The 20015-nt window shown below is 43.4% G+C and carries 13 protein-coding genes and 1 tRNA gene; 6 read left to right on the top strand and 8 right to left on the bottom strand.

The features are described 5' to 3' along the window. Positions 1 to 122 precede the first annotated feature (122 nt). Positions 123 to 196, top strand: a tRNA-Cys gene (locus L4C35_RS17505). 63 nt (positions 197 to 259) lie between these two features. Here L4C35_RS17505 and L4C35_RS17500 read toward each other — a convergent pair. Further along, positions 260 to 2104 carry a sigma 54-interacting transcriptional regulator gene (locus L4C35_RS17500; RefSeq protein ID WP_428464101.1) on the bottom strand — a complete coding sequence of 615 codons (1845 nt, stop codon included), beginning with the start codon at positions 2102 to 2104 and terminating at the stop codon, positions 260 to 262. Between the two features lie 483 nt (positions 2105 to 2587). On the opposite strand from L4C35_RS17500, the gene gcvPA reads away from it, so the two are divergent. The 4 genes from gcvPA (at position 2588) to L4C35_RS17480 (ending at position 7574) form a co-directional block, all read left to right on the top strand. Then, the gene (gene gcvPA, locus L4C35_RS17495) at positions 2588 to 3985 is read left to right on the top strand and encodes an aminomethyl-transferring glycine dehydrogenase subunit GcvPA (RefSeq protein ID WP_428464100.1); all 1398 of its coding nucleotides are present in this window, start codon (positions 2588 to 2590) and stop codon (positions 3983 to 3985) included. Between the two features lie 16 nt (positions 3986 to 4001). Beyond that, positions 4002 to 5555, top strand: coding sequence for an aminomethyl-transferring glycine dehydrogenase subunit GcvPB (gene gcvPB / locus L4C35_RS17490; protein ID WP_428464099.1), 1554 nt, complete (start codon positions 4002 to 4004; stop codon positions 5553 to 5555). Positions 5556 to 5647: 92 nt separating this feature from the next. Beyond that, the gene (locus L4C35_RS17485; RefSeq protein WP_428464098.1) at positions 5648 to 6760 is read left to right on the top strand and encodes an ATP-NAD kinase family protein; all 1113 of its coding nucleotides are present in this window, start codon (positions 5648 to 5650) and stop codon (positions 6758 to 6760) included. A gap of 43 nt (positions 6761 to 6803) precedes the next feature. Beyond that, a complete protein-coding gene (locus L4C35_RS17480) occupies positions 6804 to 7574 on the top strand; it encodes an SDR family oxidoreductase (RefSeq protein WP_428464097.1) in 771 nt (256 codons plus the stop codon). Between the two features lie 77 nt (positions 7575 to 7651). Here the strand turns inward: L4C35_RS17480 and melA are convergent, their stop codons facing one another. The 6 genes from melA to L4C35_RS17450 form a co-directional block, all read right to left on the bottom strand. Continuing rightward, a complete protein-coding gene (melA, locus tag L4C35_RS17475) occupies positions 7652 to 9016 on the bottom strand; it encodes an alpha-galactosidase (protein ID WP_428464096.1) in 1365 nt (454 codons plus the stop codon). Positions 9017 to 9070: 54 nt separating this feature from the next. Beyond that, positions 9071 to 10057, bottom strand: a complete 987-nt coding sequence (locus tag L4C35_RS17470) for an ABC transporter permease (protein ID WP_428464095.1) — start codon at positions 10055 to 10057, stop codon at positions 9071 to 9073. After that, on the bottom strand, positions 10057 to 10812 hold the full coding sequence (locus L4C35_RS17465) for an ATP-binding cassette domain-containing protein (RefSeq protein ID WP_428464094.1): 756 nt from the start codon (positions 10810 to 10812) through the stop codon (positions 10057 to 10059). Before L4C35_RS17465 ends, L4C35_RS17470 begins: the two co-directional genes overlap by 1 nt. Then, on the bottom strand, positions 10812 to 11825 hold the full coding sequence (locus tag L4C35_RS17460; RefSeq protein WP_428464105.1) for a sugar ABC transporter substrate-binding protein: 1014 nt from the start codon (positions 11823 to 11825) through the stop codon (positions 10812 to 10814). The genes L4C35_RS17465 and L4C35_RS17460 overlap by 1 nt, the downstream gene beginning before the upstream one ends. 265 nt (positions 11826 to 12090) lie before the next feature. Next, positions 12091 to 13113, bottom strand: coding sequence for a PTS sugar transporter subunit IIC (locus tag L4C35_RS17455; RefSeq protein ID WP_428464093.1), 1023 nt, complete (start codon positions 13111 to 13113; stop codon positions 12091 to 12093). Between the two features lie 603 nt (positions 13114 to 13716). After that, positions 13717 to 15969 carry an acetyl-CoA hydrolase/transferase C-terminal domain-containing protein gene (locus L4C35_RS17450; protein ID WP_428464092.1) on the bottom strand — a complete coding sequence of 751 codons (2253 nt, stop codon included), beginning with the start codon at positions 15967 to 15969 and terminating at the stop codon, positions 13717 to 13719. 460 nt (positions 15970 to 16429) lie between these two features. Here L4C35_RS17450 and L4C35_RS17445 point away from each other — a divergent pair, with 460 nt between their 5' ends. Then, on the top strand, positions 16430 to 18115 hold the full coding sequence (locus tag L4C35_RS17445) for a wax ester/triacylglycerol synthase family O-acyltransferase (protein WP_428464091.1): 1686 nt from the start codon (positions 16430 to 16432) through the stop codon (positions 18113 to 18115). A gap of 139 nt (positions 18116 to 18254) precedes the next feature. Here L4C35_RS17445 and L4C35_RS17440 read toward each other — a convergent pair whose 3' ends face one another. Beyond that, entirely contained in the window at positions 18255 to 19955 is a 1701-nt protein-coding gene (locus L4C35_RS17440) for an FAD-dependent oxidoreductase (protein WP_428464090.1), read from the bottom strand. Positions 19956 to 20015: the final 60 nt, after the last annotated feature.

Here is a 20015-nt window from a genome sequence, read left to right as displayed (position 1 = left end):
GGTAGACACAAGGGATTTAAAATCCCTCGACGTTCGCGTTGTGCCGGTTCAAGTCCGGCCCGGGGCACCATCTATTCCTTAATATCGTTACCATAGGCGATATTGAGTAGAGAAAGAAATATGGCGCGTTGGCAGAGTGGCTATGCAGCGGATTGCAAATCCGTGGACCTCGGTTCGACTCCGGGACGCGCCTCCATATTCAAGAAGCCCCAGCAGAAATGCTGGGGCTTTTTCGTTGATGGTGCTGTCCAAATTGGTATTATTCGATAATGTGGTATAGCTTCATTTTTCGATAAAACGTACTGCGTGATATACACATAGCCTTTGCGGCTTGACGAACATTTCCCTTATTTTCATGCAGCAAAGAGAGCATGGTTTCTTTGTCATGGCTATGGGTATTCGCTTGCTGGCTTTTTCTTACATCACCTAGCGTAACCTTACTGGTGATATTCGCTGTAGCTAGCTGCTTTGTTGTTTGCTCTTTGAAAGGGCTGAGAATGTTTTCTGGCAGGCTGGACAGGGTTAACTTTTCACCATTCGATATATAGTACAAACGTTCAGTGATATTTTGTAATTCTCTAACGTTTCCCATCCAGCTGTATCGTTTCAAACAGTCGAGGAGGACAGGCTCGTAGTTGATTGTGGTTGGAAAAGCCTTGCCTGTAAGTTTGCCCATAAAATGTTCGAACAAATGTAAGATATCATCTGGCCTTTTCCTTAATGGTGGGATCTCAAAAGACATTACATTTAAACGATAATATAAATCTTGTCTAAAGTTGCCTTTGTTCATTTCATTCAACAAGTTCTTATGGGTCGCACAGATTATCCTAACATCGATAGGAATAGACTGTACGCCGCCAATGCGGGTTAGCCTTTTTTCTTGAATAACCCTCAATAAGGCAACTTGTTGTTCAAAAGGCATATCGCCTATCTCATCTAGAAATAGTGTACCGCCTGATGCAAGTTCGAATTTGCCGGGCTTTCCACCTTTTTTGGCCCCTGTGAATGCACCATCTGTGTAACCAAATAACTCGCTGCCAATCAGTTCTCGAGGGATCGCACCACAGTTAACGGCAATAAAAGGACCATCTTTACGTTTGCTTGTGTTATGGATTGATTGCGCAAAAAGTTCTTTACCAGTGCCGCTCTCACCTTCAATTAATACATTGCTATTATTTGTGGCCAGTTTTTTCGCATAATATATTCTCTGCTTCATGGCAGGATCAATAGTGATTATATCGTTAAAAGTAAATTGAGCTTGGTTGCCTGTAAAATCGTTTACTAGCTTACTGACCTCTTTATGAGGTTTTACTATAATGATACCTTTCCGTTTTCCTTTTAGGTCTTTATCAATGAGTGTTCCACTGATTAAACATGGGATGTCTCCATAAGTCGATGGCAGTGATGCGTAGGTATTTTTGAATTCAAGCCCTTGCACCATTAAACTTTTTATAGGACTCTCATCGTTTCCAAATATTATTTTATATAGCGCTTTTTCTAATCTGCATTGAGAAATGTGTAAACTATTAATCAATATATTATTCAGGAAATCAACATTCCCTAATTCGTCAATAACAAAAACACCTTCTGACATATTAATTAAAATTTTATGCAGGTGGTTGTTTAACTGAGCGAGATTGTCATGCGCTTTTCGAATTTCTAAGGTACGTACTTCGACTTCTTTTTCTAATTTGTCGCGTGCTTGTTTTTTATCAGTAATATTACGACCCACGGCTTGATACTCTATCACTTTACCATCATGATCAAAAAAAGCGCGACCAGTCCACTCTAACCAGGCAATGTTACCAGCCTTATCAATGAACCTAAATGTGCCCTCTTTCACTGGAGATTGCAGGGTAATTGATGCAATAAAACCGAATAATTTTTGTTTATCTTCATGATAAATAAATAGATCTTCACTTTTACCTATCAGTTCAGCATGAGTTTTACCGATAAACGCGCAGTATGCATCATTCACATACGTAAACTTCATATCAGGTGTTTGTCTTGTGACGAACTCAGACATGTCCTCTATCATTGAAAGATATTGTTTATCTTTAAGGCTTAACTTCTCTATTTCACTTCTAGGAACGATTGTTGTCACAATTTACCTCATGCTTCGATTGATACAGGTGGTATTATTTAGTTGGTGAATATGTTTTCTTGTCATTGTTATAGCGAGGTTTGATAAACCGATTTATACACACAAATATCATTATTAAGTTGAGTATGATGCGGTTGTTATCACAAATTCGAGTGCGATTTTTAGGATTTTCATCGAGGTGTGAATTTTATTGATTGTCCCAATAGTGTTTCACCGTTGCTTTATAAAAGCAGGTAGTGACACGTTAATGACACACTGATGAGACTAATAGCGTGCAGTTCGAGAGATATTTTGTTTAATTTTGGTTTGTTGTTAAATTAAATGTATGTTAATTCAACTCCTTAGCTATCTTTATTAAAATGTGTGATGTGAAACGTAAGTTTGGTATGTGATTTGCTCCTGTGATTAGTATCGACAAATAACCAGTAACCGCTGTTTACGATGCAATGTTACTGAAAGTGGAATTTTTCATGGAGGTAGAAAATGAACAAGCGTAATACGGTTTATCCATATATTCCCAATACAGCGCCAGTAACGAAGGCTGCACTCATGGAGCAAGTGAAAGTTGCCGATGAGATGGAGTTGTTTGATTCAATTCCTTCTCATTTACTTCAGACTGAAATGCAGCTTCCTGAGCCTATATTAGATGAATATTCAATTCGTAGGCACACCGATAATTTATTGTCTCAAAATGCCAACCTTACGACGCATAAGTATTTCCTGGGGGCTGGCTGCGCGCCACATTATGTCCCTGCTGTTGTTGATGAAATTATTGGGCGAGGAGAGCTTTATACCTCTTATGCTGGCTTGATGGCCGATCAAGGTAAATCACAGATTCAATTTGAATACCAAAGCATGATGGCAGAGCTGTTGGATATGGGATGCATGGCTATGCCGCAATACGATGGCGGGACGGCAGCAGGGCATGCGATCCGAATTGCGTGTCGTGTTTCTGGGCGTCGTAAAGTGGTTATGCCTAAAAGCATGAGCCCACAAAATAGTGAAATTATTCAAAATTATCTTGGGGGGATCGAGCAAGCTTTCGCAGATATTGAGTATGTTGATTTTGATGAAAAAACAGGATTGCTAAATCTAGACGACTTAGCGATGAAGCTTGACGATCAAACCGCCGCTGTCTTTATCGAAAATCCCACCTTCCTTGGTATTGTTGAAGTGCAAGCCGAGCAAATCGGAAAGCTAGCTAAGCAAGTAGGGGCTGAATTTATTGTTTATGCCGATCCTATCTCATTGGGTGTTATTGAGGCGCCGGGGGCTTATGGCGCAACAATAGTGTGTGGCGATATTCACTCTCTTGGTAATCATATGTTAGCGGGCGGCGGTGTTGCTGGCTACGTTATGGTTAAAGATGAAGAAGCGTATTTGTACCAATTGAAGGATCAGATGGTAGGTGCTTCACCTACATCCGTTGATGGTGAAATCGGCTTTTCTTGGGTTACTGCGTTTGAACGTACTTCGTATGCTGTTCGCGATGATGCGGCTGAATTTACGGGCACAAATGCAGCACTTTGGTCGATGGCATCGGGTGTTTATTTAGCACTTATGGGGCCTAAAGGTATGGCGACCATAGGTGAGACCATCATGCAGAAGTCACAATACGCAGCCCAAAAAATGGCGGCATTACCAGGGGTTGAAATTAAATTCACTGGACCTTTCTTTAAAGAGTTTGTGGTGGACTTTAGTGGCACCAACAAATTGGTTGCGGATATCAATAACGCGTTATTAAAACACAATATTTTTGGCGGCTATGACCTGTCAAATAGCTTTCCAGAGCTAGGGCAAAGTGCATTATTTTGTGTGACAGAAATACACACGTTAAGTGATATTGATGAGCTAGTAGATACATTAAAGGCAATTGTTTAGCTAAGGGGATAGCAAAATGGAAAGTATTACGTTGAGAGACTTTCATCAAGCTCGATGGAATGAACCCGTTATCATGGAAATGAGCACCGAGGGCGAGCGAGGTATTCTTGTTCCCTTAGCTGAGAAAGAAATTAAAGCAACGGTTGGTGATGGTGTTTCTGTACTTGGCAATATTAAAAGAAAAAGTCAGTTAGCTTTACCTGAAGTGAATCAGCCTTTGGTTAATCGTCACTATATTCGTCTTTCCCAAGAGAACCAAGGTGCCGATAACTCACTCGGTATTTCACAAGGCACTTGTACCTTAAAATATAGCCCTAAAGTGCAAGAGCATACCGTAGGTCGACACCCAGGCTTAGTCGGCGTGCATCCTCTTCAGGCGGAAGAGTCGATGCAAGGTATTTTGAAGATTTATTATGAAACCGAACAAATAATGAAAGAAATTGGTGGTATGGATCGTGTTTCATTTCTTCCTGCTTCCGGTGGCCATGCCATTTATTCGAATGCGCAAATTATCAGTGCTTTTCATAAAGCGAATGGTAATACCCATAAAAATGAAATCATTACAACGCTACATTCTCACCCTGTAGATGCTGCGGCTACATCAATTCTCGGTTTTCGAGTTATTACCTTGTTGCCAGATGAAAAAACAGGCTTGCCATGTCTGGATGAATTTAAAGCGGCGCTAAGTGATAAAACGGCAGGTATTTTTATTACAAACCCTGAAGACACAGGGATCTACAATGCGCAGATAGATAAGTTTACTCAAGCTGCCCATGATGTCGGTGCGCTTTGTGCTTATGATCAAGCCAATGCCAATGCATTACTTGGTATTGCAAGGGCACGGGAAGCTGGGTTCGATTTAATGCACTTCAACCTTCATAAATCATTCTCGTCTCCTCATGGCGGTGGTGGTCCTGGGTGTGGCGCTTTAGGTTGTACCGCTGAGCTTGCGCCATATTTACCTAAGCCAACGGTGGAATTTGATGGGAGTCAATACTATCTAGATTATGACCGTCAAAAAAGTATTGGTTACGTAAAAGCTTTTCTGGGTAATTTCCCTGTGGTTGCTAGAGCGTATATGTGGTGTATGTCGCTTGGCGCTGAAGGGTTAAAACAAGTTGCTATTACCTCGGTGTTAAATAACCAATATATGACTCAAGAAATTATTGAAAAGGTCCCCGGTGTTTCACTGCATTACGCCCCAGGTATTCGTCGTATGGAGCAAACTCGACTTTCATTCGATAAGTTATTTGAGCAATCAGGCGGCCTAGGTATTGATGCCGTAAATGCGAGGCTCGTGGATTACGGCATATCGGAACTATGGCAATCGCATCATCCATTTACCGTCCCTGAACCTTTCACACCAGAACCTTGCGATTCTTACAACAAGGATGATATGGACTATTTTGTTCAGGTTCTTAAAACGGTCGCGACAGAATGCCTTGAAGATCCAGGTAAGGTTGCAAGCTCACCGCATAAGGCCAGCCGACATTTACCTAAGCACGTTATGGGCGAAGAGTTTGGTGTTATCGCTACCACGTGGCGTCAATATACAAGACGTTTTAGGTAGTGATCAGGCGCTATCACTCACTCTTTGAGTGGTAGCGTCTCTACTAATTATAACGCGCATAGGTTACTAGCTACTTTAGGTGGTGATAACAGATGAAGAAAATTGGCGTCATAGTAAATCCCATTGCAGGCATTGGCGGCCGTGTTGGTTTAAAAGGCAGCGATGGGGAATTTATTCAAAAAAGAGCGCTGGCGCTAGGAGCTCAGCCCGAGGCTTTGCGGCGAACCGCCGACGCGCTCAAAATACTTCACCAAATAGATGAACCTTTCGAACTGATCACCTGTCCTGACCAAATGGGAGAATTGGCGGTAAAAGAAGCGGGTTTTGTGCCAACGATTATCGGTGAGCGCTGTCCGGCCAACACAACAGCAGCAGATACAGAACGTGCAGCAACAGAAATGATGTTACGTAAAGTGGACTTGATTTTGTTCGCTGGTGGTGATGGTACAGCTCGGAATATTTATAGTGTGATTGAGCAAACTATTCCCGTATTAGGTATTCCAGCTGGGGTCAAAATTCACTCTGGTGTGTACGCCGTGAACCCTAAAGGTGCGGGTCAAACTGTCGTGCAATTTCTTGCTGGCAAGCTGTCTGAAACACGTGAAGCGGAAGTGATGGATCTTGATGAAGAGGCATACCGACAAGGGCGTGTAAGTGCAAAACTTTACGGTTATATGAAAGTGCCAGCAAATACAAAGCGTGTGCAGAGCGTAAAAGTACGAAGTCATTCTGAAGCGTCGAGATTGAATGGTATCAGTGATGAAGTTGTTAGTTCGATGGAGCCAGATACCTTATATATCATAGGGCCAGGCACGACCACGCGACGTATTATGGAACGGCTTGGTTTGAATAACACGTTAATTGGCGTCGATGTTATTTGTAATGGAAAGCTTATTGCGAATGATATATGTGAGCAGTATTTGTGGCATCTTGTTGAAAATAAACCGGCTCAAATTGTTATTACTGCTATTGGTGGGCAAGGACATATTTTAGGACGAGGTAATCAGCAAATCAGTCCACGAATTATTAATAAAGTAGGCATAGATAATATTCGAATTGTCGCAACGAAAGAGAAGTTACTCTCAATTTACCAAAAGAGATTGTTAGTTGATACCGGCGATTCAGCATTAAATGAAGCACTTTGTGGATTTAAAAAAGTGATCACTGGCTATCGGGAATCAACGATTTGCAGAGTGGCTAACTAGATAAAACGCGTCATTATTTATTACCATAATAAGGATAGATAATATGTTTTCATTGAAGGATAAAGTTGCAGTTGTTACAGGTGGTGGTTCTGGTGTTGGTCTCGCGACGGTTAAAAGGTTTGTTGAAGTAGGCGCTAAAGTTGTTATTGCTGATATTTCAGATCAACAAGAGATGGCGCTTGAGCTAGGTTGTACCTATGTAAAAGTCGATGTATCTAACGAAGATGATGTTAAACATTTATTTGAAATTGCACGTGAGACTTACGGAAAAATCGACATTTGTGTAAATAATGCAGGCATTATTGTACCAGGAGAGATGCTAGAAGATGCAAGCATGGATGAGTATCTGAAGGTTTATAAAATCAATTTTGGTGGGGTGCTATATGGCTTGAAACATGCGCCACCGAATATGAATGATGGCGGCTCGATAATTAACACTGCGTCTTTGGCCGGGAAAATAGGCTTCCCGGGTTACGGTGCTTATTGTTCTACAAAAGGCAGCGTTATTCAGTTAACCCGAGTAGCTGCATTGGAGTTGGCGGAAAGGAATATTCGTGTTAATTGCGTTTGCCCCTCAACCATTGATACCCCTATGGCGCACGCAAAAGGCAACGAGCTTGAATTGATGCTTAAAGATTATGTATGGCCACTTGCTCGATTGTGTAAAGCGGAAGAAGTCGCGGCCATGTATCACTTCCTCGCGGCGGATGACTGCACATACCTAACGGGTACTGCTATTGATTTAGATGGCGGTTATAAAGCAGGCACGGGGATGAATGCGATAGGAAAACTGACAGAAGGTATCGAGCTATAAAGCGCGGTAAAAAGTAGTGTGTCGTGGTAATTAAGCCGCTGGTTATTATCAGCGGCTTTTGTGTTGTTCTTTATCGATTATGATTTGAATCCACGAAGCCAAGGTTGCTGGGCTTCAACCATCTCTTTGAACATGGCATCAATGTCTGACAGTGTACAAACTGTCGCGGTGACAGGGTCGAGTGCCAAAGCATAGCGTGCTGCGTTTAAGTCTTTGTTTAGTGCTGCTTCAACAATTAACTCTTGCACAGCAGTATTGGTTTTGATCAAGCTGGCACATTGGGTCGGTAACCGTCCCATTGTTTGTGGCTGTAAGCCATTTTTATCAACCCAAATTGGCACTTCAACAACACAGTTTTGCGGTAAGTTTTCAATTAATAACCCATCGGCTTGTTGGTTGGCGACGTTACCATTAATGCGTGTTCGTTCACCGCTTATCATGGCATTGATTAACTTTGGCGCATTAAGCATATTGGGCTTAATGACAAAGTCTTGTTTCCCTGCAAGTTGCGCATCAATTTCCGCATTACCTGCGGCGTGCACTTTTTCTTCTAATGCTAAGAGGTTCCAGCGTAGAGGAAGAAAGTGATTAATCATCTCTTCATTTTTCCTGAAATATGGCACGTAATCACTGCAATGCCAGTGGTTTTCAGTACACCAATAATCAAAGAACTTGAGCATTTCGCAACGTACACCATCGGCTTGGTAAACGTCAGACTTGGTATGAATTTGGCGAATTTGAGCCATGATATCTTCACCATTCGCCTGCATTTTGGTAATCCAAGTCATATGGTTGATACCGGCAAATTCGTAGTTAATATGGTCAGGGACTTCGTTGTACATCAACCGTTGCCAGCGCTCTGGTGTTGAAGGGTGATCAACCCATGGCCCTTGCCCTAAGTAACCCACCAGTTGAGCCACAGTATAGCGAACGCCGTAGCATAGCCCGACGGTCGTGATGTTACTGAACTCTTTTGCTGCCCATGTTAGCGGGGCGAGTGGGTTGGCATAGTTGATGAAAATTGCGTTAGGGCAGGCTTGTTCCATATCTTTCAAGATTGCCAGCATAGGCGGGATATGACGAAGTGCCCGAAAAATCCCACCAGGCCCCATGGTATCGCCGACTTCTTGGATAACACCATATTTAGCGGGAATATCTATATCTAGCCGCCAAGGTTCAAGTCCACCGACTTGGATTGCGTTGATAACAAAATCAGCCCCCTGTAAAGCCTCGCGCTGATTAGTCGTTATTTTAACTGTGATAGGTAAGTTGGCCTGCTCAACCATTTTTGCAACAAGCTGGCCACTGCGTTTTAGCACTTCAGGCTGAATGTCCATCAAGGTGATCGTTGAGCCTGCAACAGCAGGGTAGGATAATAAGGCTGAGCATATTTGGCGGGTAAACATTACGCTGCCCGCCCCAATGATAGTTATTTGTGCCATAACGAATCCTTTTACTATGAAAACAAAATCGGAAACTTACGCTAACAGTGCTGATTAACGTGATGAAAATAAACGAGATAACGAGCCTGAATGCTGTTTGAGCAAGATACTGTGTACCACTAACGAAAGTAGAATAATGATGCCGTAGATTAAACGGGTCCAAAACCCTGCAAGCCCCGCACTGATGATGCCAGCTTCAAGAATGCCAATAATACAGGCGCCAAAGAGAGTGCCGATTAACGTGCCACGCCCCCCTAATACTGAGGTACCACCAATAAAGACAGAGGCAAACACAAGTAGCATGTAACCTTGCCCTTGATTCGGCCACCAACTACTCATTTCTAGGCTAACTAAGACACCCACCAAAGCAGAAACTGCCCCCATCTGCATGAATAACAGCATACGGGTACGTTCTACAGGGACGCCCATCATTTCCGCCGCTTTTGGATTATCACCAATGAAGTTAACGTTATCGCCAAAGACATGCCAAGCCAGTATTAACCAAAGAGCGAGCAGCAGTACGCCCGCCCATAGCATTTGCGCTGGTAGCACTTCAGCAATACGTCCGACCATGATGTTATGAAGGGCTGTTTGACGGATCTCTGGCATGCTAATCGCGATGCCGTCAGCCAATACTGTTGTTAATCCTCCGAGGAAAAACTGGGTACCTATGGTGGCGATGATAGAGGGAATACGGAAAATAACGACTAAGCAACCGTTTAATGTTCCACATAAGACTCCAGCAGTGACGGCGCCGATAAAAGCGATTAATGGCGACTGAGTGAGTTTGAATAAGGTAGAAAAAACAAAGCCACCAAGCGCAACCACAGATGGAAAGCTCATGTCGATTTCACGTGCAATGATCAATAGCGTTAACGCAAAAGCTAACATTGCGGTGAAGGGGATTGTCGACATGAATGAGGTATAAATGCGAAAGTGAAGAAAAGTCTGTGGACTAAGGTATGTGAACATAGACCACAGCATCATTAGGATAAATGCGGTTAACGTCGGGATCCGATGACGAGTAAAGAAATGAAGCATTACGCCCCCCTGCCAACAGCATCAAGTAAGGCTTTATGTAGCGCATCTTGAGTCATATCTGATTTGTGGTACTGCGCGACGATTTGGCCTCTGTCCATCACCACAAATCTATCTGCAACACGAAATGCATCGTTCATGTTATGGGTGATCAATAAGCACGCTCTTTCCTGTTCGCGCAGGGTTTCAATAAAGCGCAATACTTTGTCTACTTCACCGAGCGATAAGGCAGTGGTTGGTTCATCTAAAATCACCACTTTAGCATCGAACAGCATGGCTCGACCTATGGCTAAACCTTGGCGTTCACCACCTGACAATAGGTTAACAGGCGTTTCTATGTTGGCACCGATGCCGCGAAAATCGAGTTTATTAAGCAGTGCTGCAGCCTGCTGGCGTTCTTGCTTTTGATCGATAAAACCCAGCTTGTTACGCAGATGGCGTCCAAGAAATAAGTTACGCCATACGCTCTGTTGCTCGCCCAGTGAACCTGATTGGTAAACGGTTTCAATGCCAAGTTGACGAGCGACTTTAACCCCATAGCGCTGGTTGTTTACTGTGTGTCCATTGATTTTCATGTGTCCTTGGTCTAATGCTTCAACCCCGCTGATTAATTTGATCAAGGTTGATTTGCCTGCGCCGTTGTCACCAAGCAAAGCGCATACTTCACCGCCGACAAGCGAGAAATCAATATCTTTTAACGCATGGACGGGGCCGAACCATTTGTTCAACCCCGAAATTTCAAGCACATTGTCAGCCATTAACGAATGCCTTTCGCAGCCAGTGGCGCAATGAAGTCGATGTTGGCGGCATTAACGAAACCGGCACCTGTATTAATATCTAAACCAGAAAAACCGTATCGGGTGCTGAGTACTACTTGGACGACAGATAAATAACCCATTAAGTAAGGCTGGCTATCCGCAACAAGCTGAACATAGCCAGTTTTAATCGCGTCAGCTGTTGCTGGGGAAAGGCTAAATCCAGCAACAAATAATTCACTCGGCCTAACACCTGCATTGCGTAAGAAGTTACCCATTTGTGAGGTTAATGCACCATGATCCACCATGATTAATTTCACATCAGGTGTACGAGCAAGATACGCAGAAAGGGCGCTAGTTCCAAGCGATGGATCTTTGTCTACCTCAGGTGAAATTTGAATAAAATCAACTGTTAAACCTGCATCTTCAAGCGTGGTGATAATACCGCGCGTTGAATCACTGCGTTCTGCGATATCTTTCATCCCCCAAACTAAGGCGCGATCACCTGGTTTAAACTGACCATCGCGCAGTGCTTGATTCGCAAGATGCATACCACGATCTGCGTTACTGACACCGACATAGCCAAAACCATTCGCTTGTTGGGCCGCCATGGTTTCTGGTAACGCGGTATCAACAGAAGTGACTTTGATACCTTTGTCATAGGCTTCATTAATCAAGGGTTCGAAGGCGCTGTCACCTGGGTGTCCCATAACAACAATACCTGATGGTTTAGCCGCAAGCGCTTGCTTGAAGTTCTCAACCATTTTTTGGGGTTGCCAATCGGAGTAAACCACACGTAAATCAACACCAAGATCTTCGGCGGCTTGTACTGCACCGTTTTGAACAACAGTTGCGTATGGACCGCCAACAGGCCCACCCACATCAAACCAAATTGACATGTCTTTACCAGATGGCGTGGCATTTGCCGATAGGGATACAAAGGAAAAAATAGTGGCGGTGATAGTCGCACGTTGTTTTGAAGTAAGGTTGGAGAGTAATCTTCTGATCATTTTCATCAAGGTGGTGCTCCATTGGGGCATATACACTAATTGCGCATAATACTCCTATCTAAGAGCAGGTAAATCAAAATAAAGCGCTAGAAATAAGATCTGGTGTCATGATTTTGTTGGGAAATTTGACTCTATTCTCAATATGGGTTTATACGAGCTATATCTCGATTTCATTAGAAATAAGCGGAATGCAGGCAAAAAAATGAAGCCACTCACATAGGGTGCGTGGCTTCAATTTATCGAAGATTAGAGATCTTCTTGTGGTGAGTGGTTAGCCATTAGCAAATTGTTGTAGCGGTATGCGTTCAGCCAGTAAACGTTTGTAGATTTGGTGGCCAATAACCCCGCCAAGCAAACCAGCAAAAGCAGCGGCAACTGTTGCCATGAAGAGCGTTTGCGGTGCATTGAACGCAATAGAGGCAAGCAAACCAGGAATTGGAGCTGCACTTCCTGGTGCATCGTTCACGATGCCGAAGTAGGCAGCGATAGTTCCAGCCAAAGCGCCACCAATGAAGTTAGACATGAAGATAGGCACTGGGTTACGGGTTACGATATGCGCTTGAGTGAGAGGCTCTAGCATTACGCTGATAGTGTTACTTGATTTACCCAGTTTTAGTTTGTGGAAGATATAACCATTGGTAAAAGAACCGCCGACACAAGCAATTGCCGCGATCCCCATAGGTAAACCTGTCAACCCAAGCATAGCGGTGAGGGCCATCGAACTGAGTGGTGAGGTACATACCATTTTAATCAGTCCACCCAGCATAAAGCCCATAGCAAGTGGTGAGAATAAGGTGGCCTCAGTGATCATATTTGCCAATGTGCCCATTAACATCTCTAGGGCAGGGCTAATGAAAATACCAAGCAGTCTGGCAAGTGGTGCAAGGGTTAGTACCCCAACAATAACATCGACCCCTTCTGGTAAGTATTTTTTGAACAGAGGGGCAAGAAAAGAGAATAGGTAACCGACAATAAAGCCTTCAAGTATGCCAAGGTTTGCCATCGCAAGACCTGTTACTATGGCATAAACAGGTTGGATCCCCATACGGAGCATCACTAAAGTCGCGGCTGCAATTCCGCCCATGCCCCCAACCATATTCCCGAATTCGGCAAGATAGCCGATCCCAAATAAATTCCCCATTACATATTTATGAATAGCTTCAACCAAAAAGGTTGCGATAGCAGCATCTGCTAAGCCGCTCATCGCGGCACTTCCGTTTGGTGCTTTGAAACTGAATAGCGAGAATAGACATAAAGCTGCTAATAGGGCAGCGATACCCATTAAAATTTCCATATGATTTCCTTACCATGACTGATATACGGTGCAAATATTTGGGCGACGGTCAGAGTTATCGCCACAGAGTAAGCGCGTGGTTGGTAATTATCCGGGATCAGGAACGGTAATATGGAGGTGGTATCTGAGTGTCGTGTGAGGAAGGAATTGCTGTGTGCTGTACAGACTGCCAGCGCGGGTTATCGTTCATAGACGATAGTAATTCTCGTATCGCAATTGTGTACTAAAACGGCTGCTCATAAAGGTCACCATTGTGTTACAGAAAGCGTGAGTAAATGTTACATGTTAAGAGGTAAACTATCATAGATGATCTGTTTGAATTTTGAACTACTTCATGTTCTTGATAATGAATAATTAAGTCATTCAATATGTTAACTGTCGTTACTTATTACTGATGCTGAACATAAAAGAAGGAGGCATTGCCTCCTTCGATGTGATTAGCGTTTACGCTTGATAGGCTGTATTGGTTTGTCACCTATGGTTGTTTTTCCTGGGCATACACGCTTAACAGGGCACTTCATACAGCCCCATATTGCCGCGTAGGGGCATAGGGCAATTTCCTTGTACTTTTTAGTCATAACAGTACCTACATTGCTAATTTAGTTAATGTTGAAACGCATTCAGTAATAGTTTTTGTGTAATACGTTCTTCGAGTGTTTTGGGTTCATCAAGTCGCATTCGTTTTAATAAACGTTTTTGCGCCTCATCAGGCTTTCCTACAACAAGCGATCGTGCGATAGCTTGCAACTTCCCTTGAGGGCTTGCTGTTTCTTTTTTTAATTTCTTAAGTGCTTTACCTATTGTTAGTTCTTCATCGGTAAAACTGCAACCAAATGGGAAGGCAGGGAACCAGTTAAGCTTGGTGTAAGGTGCTAAGAAGCTGGTGACAGATTGCGGTGTATTGTTCGCGAATTCTGCTGGGATTTGGTAATCCTTTGCAACTTTACCCGCGGCTTTTGCTTCGGTTAAAAGTTGCTGTTGGAAACGTGAATCAGCGATTTTAATGAGTTCGGTGTAAACAACGTGATCTGGTTTACTGCGCAAATCAGCGATACCGTATTCGGTAACGACAATATCTCGAAGCTGGCGTGGGATGGTGGTGTGGCCATAGTTGAACAAGATATTAGATTGCAACTTACCGTTACGAACGCAGGTACTACGAATTTTAATAATTGACCGAGCATCTGGTAGTTGGTGTGATTGTGCGACAAAGTTGTATTGGCCACCAACACCACTCACAACCTGACCATTTGCCAGTGCATCTGAGACGACAGAGCCATCTAGGGTCACCATCATGCCAGAGTTAATAAACCGTGCATGCTGGCGTTGAACTTGTTTTAACTGCTGATTACCAAGCATGTGATCGTAGAGGTCATTGACATAGTTAACACTCGTCATACAGAAATGTTCATGTTCTTCAGGTGTTAAGTCACGTAAGTGTTGATAGAACTCCTGTGGGCCGATAAAGAAGGCACCATGCATGACAATACCGCCTTGCAAGCTATCGTTTAAGTAGTGCTTACTGATTTCTTGAAGACACTGGGCATCGTGTAAATTGGCAGTCACCTTATGTTCGCCGATCAACAAGGTACCGTTGCGATAACTGACATCTGATTTAAGCACACCAATTTTCAGCAAGTAGTTTACATCGTCTTCTGTCAGAAATGGCGTGATGAGCTTGTGGTCACACAGTGTCATTAGCGTGCCGATAGACACGTCTGTCGTGATTTTATCGCTATTTAATAAATGCTGTAGAGCAACGTCTTCAAATACTTGGCGCTTCAAAATACCAGCTTGGTACAAATGCATGAAACCATCGACCATAAGTTCACTACAACCATATAGGCCGTGATAGAAAGGTTCGGTATCGCCTACTTGCGTAGTGATAGGGAATCTTTCTTTGATCTTCAAGGTTTTCAGCATTTGCTGATATTCAGTGTTATGTTGGTGGCGCAGTAGGGTGCTGTAAGTTAGAGCGCTACTTAGTGAGCCAATACCAATCTGTAATGTCCCATTATCTTTCATCAAGGTACTGGTGTATAAACCGATCATATGATCTTCAGGTGAGATCGCCATATTAGGCGCGGCAAAGATAGCATAGTCTTGATGATCGGGCTGGCTGTTTGCATCTAAAACAAAATCAAATGCATTGGCTGAAAGCTCTGCATGGTTGTACATGAAAGGCATATTACTGTTTACCTCTCCTACAACCGCAATGGGTTTACCTTCTGCTTTGAGTTTCTCTAATTCAGGAATTAAATCTAAGCCTAGGTCGGAGTTACTGCATAAACTGTATGTGGTTACACCGTCACATGTTCGTGATGCGATAAGCTGTGCGATGACATTTACTTGTTTATCAAGAAGATCGCGAACGGCATGGGTGTAGTTTGTGCTGGTATAGTTGAGCTGTTGTTTAGAATTCAAACAACTGCCAGCTTTGAAGAAAAATTCACCAACTTGGACATTTGAAGGTAAATTTCCGCTACGAATATCTTTCATGTACTCAATATCGGGTACACCAGCAAACTCACGTTCTACAAAAGGTTGCAGAAAGTTTTGCTCTAAAGCGGATTTACCTGAAGGCTTTTCTAATGTGATCCCCGTTTCGATGGTCAGTGATATAGAAGGATCCTTTTTGGCTCGTTGATAGATTGCATTCACAAAAGCAATAGGTTTACCGATCGCGAGTGGGAGTCCTAATACGATCTTTTTACCGACAGTTGCAATGACTTGATCAACAAGATCGTCTTGGTGTTCGAATACGATCGCTGGTGGTTTTGTATGAGATAGAGAGTTGCCCGCCATGAGAGGCGTAAGATGAGTAGGATGCGTTTCAACGAGTTCAAGTACAGACATATCACATTCCTTTGTTATCGGTATTAGCGATGAGCAGTAATATTTTGTTTGTTGTTAAATTGTTATTATTGGAAGAAAGAATAGAGCATTCATTCTATTTTTGCCTGTTCACGTCTTCTTTATGCAATAAGTTGACTCTAGTCACATCCTTTTTTCGCATACTGTGGAGTTGGTATCGCTTATTGCTTTCACGATATGGCTGTGACAAGAGAAGCAAAGTCGAAGGCACTAAACCTTATGGAACTATTGATAAATAAAGGGATAGCGGGTTATTGCTGTGAGAATAAGTGACATGTATCACGGGTTGATATTCAGATAAATTCTTGCACAGTATTTAGTGGATTTTGCCGATGAATTTGTGACATCAACACTGTGTGAAATAAGAAATTAGAAAGAATGATCTAATATTCATTGTTACCGTTAAGACAGCAATTTGTTATAGGAATAAAAAGGATCATTTATGCCGAGCTTGTCGCTGTTGGATTTTAGTTTTGTGGCCTTCGAGTCAGCGAAAACGCCTCTGCATGTTTCAGGGCTGATCATTCTAGAGCCGCCGAAAGAGGATGCGGCAAATTTTGCGCAAAATGTTTACGCGAGCTTTTTACAAAAGCCCGATGCGTGTCAGCCTTTTAACTGGAAGCTGAACTGGGGTATGACGGGTAAACCCCGGTGGGATGTATTACCAAGCATTAATATCGAAGATCATATCCGTTTCACTATGTTGCCAGCCCCTGGAAATGATGCACAGCTGCAAAAAGTGGCTGGCCGTATTCATGGTCAGGTTCTCGATCGTGCTAAACCCTTATGGGAAGTATGGGTTATTGATGGGCTGGAAGGTAACCGCGTTGCGCTAATGATGAAAATGCACCATGCGGTTGCGGATGGGATTCGAGCAAGCAAGATGTTTACATCAAGTTGTTCACCAGATATTGAAGAATCATTTAATGCGCCGTTATGGCAGCATGATATACGCAAAACGTCGTCGCAGCGTCAGCAAGAGCATCACTTGACAGAAATGGTGATGAAAACTGTCACCAAAGCATCGAAACAAATATCGCTGTTGCCATCTATGTTCCGCTTAGGGACTAAGCTTGCGATGAAAGCTGTTAATTTGGGACACAGTGATTTAGCGCTGCCGTTCTCTGCGCCAAAAACACCATTTAATGCTAATCCGCAACGTAATAGAGCATTAAGTTTAGGCGACTTCTCTATTAAGCAAATTAAGCATTTGCGCACGATAACGGGTGCGTCAATGAATGATGTGCTGTACACCGTTTCGGATATTGCACTGAACCGTTATTTAAAGAGCAGATCGCAGCCATTACGTAAGCCTCTTATCGCAATGATGCCGATTAATTTACGTAATAAAGCTGAATCGAATGCGGGTCATGGCAATAAAATGACCATAGGTAATGTGGAATTAGGCCGTCCTAATCTAACGCCATTACAGCGTTTAGAGGCGATTCAAACGGCAACGAATGACCTTAAACGTGAAGCCTTAGCTATCTCACCAGATGCCTACATTAACTACTCTTTGTTGGTGAATGGTATTTCCTTGATAACCGGTAAGTTAGGCGTTAATAATTATGTACCAACCACAACTAACTTATTGATATCTAATGTTCCTGGAGAAAAAGAGCAGCTTTACTTTATGGGGGCGAAAGTTCAGCAACAGTACCCTGTTTCCGTACTTATGCCGGGACAAACGCTCAATATTACTTTCTTCAGTAATGGCGATACCATGTATTACTCGTTAGTGGCTTGTAGCCAATCTTTACCGGGTTTTGAAGTGATTGCAGACTATATGCAAGAGGCGTTTGAAGAGTTACAGCAAGAGATTTTAGAAGCGGCTTGTTTTGAAGTTGGCGAGCGAGTAGATAAACCCACTGAAGAAGAGTTTGCAATTGAAGTAGCGGTGTCTGCAGCTCAGCAGTCACTCACACCTGAAGATGAGGAGTTCGATCGCTTACTGCGTGAAAAACAGCACAAAGTGGCAGAGCTTGAAAAACAATTAGCCGCGCTAACGGCCAAGTTATCGTCTCAAATAGAGATAGACCCAAGTGCTGAAGCGGTTAATCAAGAAATTGATGAAGAGCTGCCAGTTAGTGCGCCTAAAGTGGCGCGATCACGCGCGGTGAAAGTTTAAGTGGCCGTTGCCATTTGGCGTTATTATCGAAGAAATTATTGAATAACAATCGCTGCGCACTTGAACCTTTAAGTAGGGCAGTATAACCATCACTTTTATTCTAGCGTTTGCCGCAGCGTCTGCTGCGGCTTTTTTTTGTTTACTGCTTGGCTGTGATGTAAGTACGGTAGCCACCGATCAGATTTCGCGCTGTAAAGCCATTATTGACGAGCTGACGGTAGGCCACATTGCCACGTAAACCAACCTGACAATAAATTACGATCTCTTTGTCTTTTGGTAGCTCATGCATGCGTTGGCGAAGTTGATCTACCGGAATATTTAACGCACCTGTAATATAGCCATTTTCCAGCTCAGCAGGGTTGCGCACATCTAGTAGTACTTGGTTATCCGTTAGTTGATCAATTTCATCGAAATGAATCGGTGTCGCGTCGCCCTTCATAATATTATTGGCCACAAAAGCCGCTTGGTTAATCACATCTTTTGCGCTGCCGTACGGTGGTGCGTAGGTGAGCTCTAGGTGTTGGAGTTGTTCAACTGTCATACCTGCACGCTGCGCAACAGCCATAATATCAATACGTTTATCGACCCCGTCTTTACCTGCGGCTTGAGCCCCTAAGATCTTGCCTGTTTTGGGGTCAAACAGCATTTTGAAAGATACAATTTCAGCACCAGGGTAGTAGCTCGCATGGCTGGCGGTATGGACATACACTTTTTCAAAATCAATGCCATCGCGTAGAAGTTGTTTTTCATTTTTACCCGTTGAAGCAATGGCTAAATCAAAAATCTTACAAATCGCGGTGCCTTGCGTGCCTTGATAGCTTTCACTTCTGCCCATCATGTTATCTGCTGCCATTCGGCCTTGTCGGTTCGCAGGGCCTGCCAGTGGCACCATGGTTTGTTCGCCTGTGACAAAGTCAGCTTCTTCAATGGCATCGCCGACAGCATAAATTGCTGGATCACTGGTTTGTAGGTTAGGCGTTGTCCAAATACCGCCTAGCTCACCAATTTTGAGCCCTGCATTCGCTGCAAGCGTAGTTTCAGGGCGAACACCTATCGCCATAATCAGTAGATCAGTATTTAGCGATTCACCATTGCTCAACGCGAGGTTGAGGTGACCGTTAATGTGCTGATGTTGGGGGTTTTCACCGGCTTCAGTACTCGCGATGTGGGGCTCAGATAGATATTCGACGCCAGTTAAAGCAACGCCTAAACGTAGGTCGACGCCATGGCTACGAATTTCACTGTGAGCAAATCCTGCCATCTCTTTATCGACAGGAGTCATCACTTGATCTGCCAGTTCTAATAAGGTTGTTTTAATGCCTCGCTGGTGGAAAGCTTCCATCATTTCAAGGCCAATAAAACCACCACCAACTACGGTAGCATGCTCGACATTATTGGTTTCGATAGTTTGCAGAATGCGGTCCATATCTGGAATATTGCGCAGGCTATGCGTCAGTGGGTTTTGTACTCCAGGAATAGGGGGAACAATAGGGCCCGCGCCTGGGCTTAATAGTAGAAAGTCATAGCTTTCGGTGTACTCACTATTCTCAAGTAGGTTTTTAACTGTGACGGTTTTGTCATTGCGGTTGATACTGGTCACTTCGTTCATAACACGTACATCAACATTGAAGCGAGCGAGGAAACTATCGGGTGTTTGAAGCAGGAGCTTACTGCGATCTTGGATATCGCCACCGATATGGTAGGGAAGGCCACAGTTAGCGAAAGAGACAAACTCACCGCGCTCAAACATGATGATTTCTGCATCTTCACTTAGTCGACGAGCGCGAGCCGCTGCAGATGCACCGCCTGCAACGCCACCGATAATCACAATCTTAGTCATACACACTCCTGATATTTTATTTGTACGCTTTTATTACTAAACACTGTAAAACTTTAAATT

The organism is Photobacterium kagoshimensis, from assembly GCF_050337045.1.
Lineage (GTDB): Bacteria > Pseudomonadota > Gammaproteobacteria > Enterobacterales > Vibrionaceae > Photobacterium > Photobacterium kagoshimensis.
The sequence above is the reverse complement of the archived record's forward strand: the minus strand, read 5'-3'. Positions and strand labels throughout refer to the sequence as shown.

Excerpts from the sequence above, each read along its gene's own strand:
- L4C35_RS17480 (WP_428464097.1), top strand. The coding sequence starts at position 6,804 with ATGTTTTCATTGAAGGATAAAGTTGCAGTTGTTACAGGTGGTGGTTCT.
- L4C35_RS17450 (WP_428464092.1), bottom strand. The coding sequence starts at position 15,969 with ATGTCTGTACTTGAACTCGTTGAAACGCATCCTACTCATCTTACGCCT.
- L4C35_RS17445 (WP_428464091.1), top strand. The coding sequence starts at position 16,430 with ATGCCGAGCTTGTCGCTGTTGGATTTTAGTTTTGTGGCCTTCGAGTCA.
- gcvPA (WP_428464100.1), top strand. The coding sequence starts at position 2,588 with ATGAACAAGCGTAATACGGTTTATCCATATATTCCCAATACAGCGCCA.
- L4C35_RS17465 (WP_428464094.1), bottom strand. The coding sequence starts at position 10,812 with ATGGCTGACAATGTGCTTGAAATTTCGGGGTTGAACAAATGGTTCGGC.
- L4C35_RS17455 (WP_428464093.1), bottom strand. The coding sequence starts at position 13,113 with ATGGAAATTTTAATGGGTATCGCTGCCCTATTAGCAGCTTTATGTCTA.
- gcvPB (WP_428464099.1), top strand. The coding sequence starts at position 4,002 with ATGGAAAGTATTACGTTGAGAGACTTTCATCAAGCTCGATGGAATGAA.
- L4C35_RS17460 (WP_428464105.1), bottom strand. The coding sequence starts at position 11,825 with ATGAAAATGATCAGAAGATTACTCTCCAACCTTACTTCAAAACAACGT.
- L4C35_RS17470 (WP_428464095.1), bottom strand. The coding sequence starts at position 10,057 with ATGCTTCATTTCTTTACTCGTCATCGGATCCCGACGTTAACCGCATTT.
- L4C35_RS17485 (WP_428464098.1), top strand. The coding sequence starts at position 5,648 with ATGAAGAAAATTGGCGTCATAGTAAATCCCATTGCAGGCATTGGCGGC.
- melA (WP_428464096.1), bottom strand. The coding sequence starts at position 9,016 with ATGGCACAAATAACTATCATTGGGGCGGGCAGCGTAATGTTTACCCGC.
- L4C35_RS17440 (WP_428464090.1), bottom strand. The coding sequence starts at position 19,955 with ATGACTAAGATTGTGATTATCGGTGGCGTTGCAGGCGGTGCATCTGCA.